A 3749-nucleotide genomic window follows, 5' to 3' on the forward strand; every position below is an offset into this window, starting at 1 on the left:
CGGCTTGTACGCGCCGTCAGCGCGGGGGCGCAGCGCGGGCGTGCGCGGGGCCGTGCGGGCGGGGGGGGCGGCCGGCGGCCGGGCGCGGGCTGGCCGGCGTCGACCTGTGCCACGCCCTCGCGGGCGGCACCGCGGCCCTGCCCGGGCTGCTGGCCAAGCGCTTCTTCGGCACGCCGCTGCTGGTCACGGAGTACCGCCCGGGGCTGCGCGAGCGCTACCTCACTGCGGCGGGCGGCGACCCGACCGGGGTGGGCGGGCCGGCCGGGCTGGCTGGGGCGATCGAGATGGCTGGGCCGGTCGGGCCCGGCGAGGGGGCGGTCGTTGCCGGCGACGGCGCGTACGGCGTCGCCGCCCGGGCCCTGGTCGCCGCCTTCCACCGGGAGTTGGCCGCCGAGGTGTACGCGCAGGCCGCGCTCGTCACCGCGGGCAATGCGTACACCCGGCGCTGGCAGGAGCGGTGCGGCGCGGACCCCGCGCGGCTGCGGACGGTGTACCCGGGGGTTTATCCGCACTGCTTCGACGAAGTGGGCGAGCGGGCCGGTACGGGGGCGCGCACGCTGCTGTGGGTGGGGCCGGTCGAGCCCGAGCGCGACCTCGTCGCCCTGCTGCACGCCTTCGCCGAGGTGCACCGCGCGGAGCCGGACGTCCGGCTCCGCATCGTCGACACCGGCCCCGCGACCACCCCGCCCGACCCCGCCTGGACCCTCGCCGCCACCCCACCGGACACCGCGGCCCTCCACGACGGCACCCCGCCGCTGATGCCGGGCCCCGGCGCGCTGGTTCGTGCGGCGTACGGGGCGGCTGCGGCGCATGAGTCGGCGTACGGGTACGGGCCCGTGCCGGCCGGGGTGTTCGGACCGGAGTCCGGGGGTTTGGCGTACGGGGCGACGGCGTACGGGGCGGGTTGGCCCGCGGGTGCGCCGGGCGGGGCCCGGGGGAACGGCGGCTGGGTGACGGCCGCCGGGTCGGGGCGGTGGGGCGCCGGTCGAGCGTGCGGCGGCGCGGTCGCGGGCGGTGCGAGCGGTACGGGCGCAGGCGCAGGCGCGCGCGATGCGTGGGGCGGCGCGGGTGCGGGTGCGGGCGGTGTGGCCGGTGGCGGGTTCGGGGGCGGTGTGTTCGGGGCGGTGGACTATCGCGCGCAGTGTGCGCTGCTTGCCGCCCAGCTCTTCCCCGACGAGGCGGCGCACGCCCACGCCACCGGCCGTAACCCGGTCTCCTTCGAGGCGCTGGGCGGTCCGGACGCGCCGGACCTCGTCGCCGTGTACGCCACCGGTGGTGTGGTCGTGCGGTCGAGCGTGGTCGACGGTTTTCCGGCCGGTCTGGTGGAGGCGATGTTCTGCGGTCGGGCAACGGTCTCCACGGACGTCGGCGCGACCGGCGAGGTGATCGGCGGCACCGGGCTGCTGGTGCCACCGCGCAACCCGCAGGCCCTCGCCGCGGCCTGTTTGACGCTGCTCCGCGACCCGGACCGGCGCGCCAGGCTCGGCGCCGCCGCCCGCGCCCGGGCGCTGGAGCTCTTCACCGTCGAGCAGAACGCCGGCACGTTCCGCAGCATCTACCTGGAGCTCATGTCGCACGCGCCGGTGGCCCACCCGGAGGCCGCACGGCGCCGGGCCGGCGCCCCGGCGCCCTTCGCCCACCCGGCCGAGGCACACGTCCCGGGCCGTTGGACGGCACCCCGCCCGACCCACCCTGCGCCGGGCCGCCCGCTGCCCCGTTGGGCCCGTACGGAGACCGAGCGGGTGCCGGCGGCTGCCGGCGGCCCACACGCTGACGTGCTGGCGCGGACCGATGGGCCCTTGCGGACCGACGGGCTCGCGCACGCCGACGGCACTCCGCGGACCGGTGGACTCGCGCAGACCGGTGCGCTCGGGCATCCCGATGGGCCCTCGCGGGCCGACGCGCTCGCACAGGCCGGTGGCCCCGCGCGGGGGGCGGGCGCGGCGGCGGCTCCCGTCCGGCCGCCGGGTGCCGGGGACGGGGCGCGTAGCGAGGTGGCCGCGGCGGCGTGGGCCGGGCCCGGCGGGCGGACGGGGGACGGCGCATGACGACGCCTGACATCCCACCCACCCCCGCGCGCGGGGCAGGCACTCCGCCCGCCATCGAACCGGGAGAAGGACCGCACCACGCGACCACCGAACTAGGTGGCCCCTCCACGCCTCCCCCCACCCCTGCCCACCCCTACCCGGCGCGCCAGGAAGCGGCTCCCGGCCCCGACCCCGCTGTGGAACCCGTAACTCCCGTAGTGGAAAAGCCCGGTGACGTACGTCAGGTGCGGGCGTCGGAGGCGGATGCCGGCACCCTGCGGTTCGCTGCGGTCGGCGAGCGGGCGGAGCGTTCGGTCGGCGACCGGACGGGGCGTTCGGTGGGGGAGTGGGCCGGGGGTGCGTGGCCCGGCCGGTCCGCCGACCCCGTACGGGAGTTGCTGCACCAGCACCGCGAGCTCTGCCGGCGGGCCGTCGATCCGCTGGAGATCGCCGCCGGACTTGAGGCGTGCGGCATCGGCGACCGCGCCGCCGCGCGCTACCGGCACCGCGATGTGTTCGCGCTGGCCGAGGAGTTGTACGCGAGGGCACCCCGGGGTGAAGCGCTGCCCGGAGTCGGATCGCCGACTGGTGTGGGTGGGTATGTGGCTGGCGGGAGCGGTGGGGTTGGCGGCGTCGATGGGGCTGGTGGGGCTGGCAGGGGCAGTGGGGTCAATGGGGACAACGAGAGTGAAGGGGCCGGTGCGCCCGGCCGGCCGCACGCTCGTCCCGCCGCACCCGCCGGCGGAGGGCGCGTCGGTGATGGGCCCGGCCGGGCCGACGTGGCGCCCGCGGTGCCTGGCGTACGGGCCGTGGCGTTCCCCGCGGGTGCGCCGGGGGGTGCCGCCTGGCGCGTAGACGTAACTGACGCGTCTGATAAGGGAGTTGGGGCAATTGATCGCCCCCGACGGCGTGGCGGTGTCGGGGGCGGGCCGCGCCGGCGTGGGGTGCGGGGCCGTCGGCTCCTGGCGTTCCTGGGGGCCCTGGCAGCGCTGGCCGCGCAGTTGGTCCCCGGCCTGCTGTGCCTGCTCACGCTCGCCGTGCTGGATCGGGCCGGGGCCGCCCCCCTCGCGGCGCGGTGCGGGGTGGGGGCGGGCGGTGCCGCACTGGTCGGCGTGGCCGCGTGCCGGTGCCTGCGCCGCCGGCCCGACCCGGCGCCCGGCCGGGGCGGCGCGGACTCCCGCGCGGGGTGGACCGCATGGCTGTGGTGCTCCTTGCTGGTCGGGCAACTCGTGCTGGGCGGTTGGCTGTTGGAGTACCTGCGGGCGGGTGGGACCGGTGCCGGCTGGGTCGGTGGGGCGGCGCCGTACCTGGGGCAGCCGCGCCCCGGTGCGTTGCGCGCGGCCCTGCCCGAGTTGGGCCGTGCGGCCACGCCCGGTGCGATCGGAGTATTGGTACTGGTCGCGGCGGTGCCGCCGGCCGTGTGGTGCACACGGCGGTGCGCGGCGCGGTTCCGGTCGCGGCTGGCGGCGCGCCGGGACCTCGCCTCCTTCGCGGCCGGCGCGCGGGCCGCGTTCCTGAGCACGTCACTGTTGCTTGCCCTCGCGCTCGGCGTGCTGCTCGGCGCGGCCGGGTACGCCCTGCCGCGGCCCGGCTTCGGGGCCGCCGCCGCGGTCGCCGCCGGCGCCCTCGGGCTGCTGCTCCACACCGCCCGGCTGCTGGTCGCGCACGGCTTCGCCCGCGCCGCACGCCGCGGGCTCGCGCTGGCCGCCGCGATCGAGGCGG

At 78.8% G+C, this 3749-nt stretch carries 1 protein-coding gene and 2 pseudogenes; all 3 read left to right on the top strand.

All coding sequences use genetic code 11. From position 1 onward, the window contains the following. Window positions 1–2048 (top strand): glycosyltransferase (locus tag AAHZ94_RS30375; protein WP_349996941.1); only part of this gene is annotated, 2048 nt, incomplete at its 5' end. Window positions 2049–2365: 317 nt separating this feature from the next. Continuing rightward, window positions 2366–2587: pseudogene (locus tag AAHZ94_RS30380) on the top strand (hypothetical protein); the annotation flags it as partial. A gap of 384 nt (window positions 2588–2971) precedes the next feature. Continuing rightward, window positions 2972–3749 (top strand): annotated as a pseudogene (locus AAHZ94_RS30385) (hypothetical protein); the annotation flags it as partial.

This window comes from Streptomyces sp. HSW2009, from assembly GCF_040240285.1.
Taxonomy (GTDB): Bacteria; Actinomycetota; Actinomycetes; order Streptomycetales; family Streptomycetaceae; genus Streptomyces.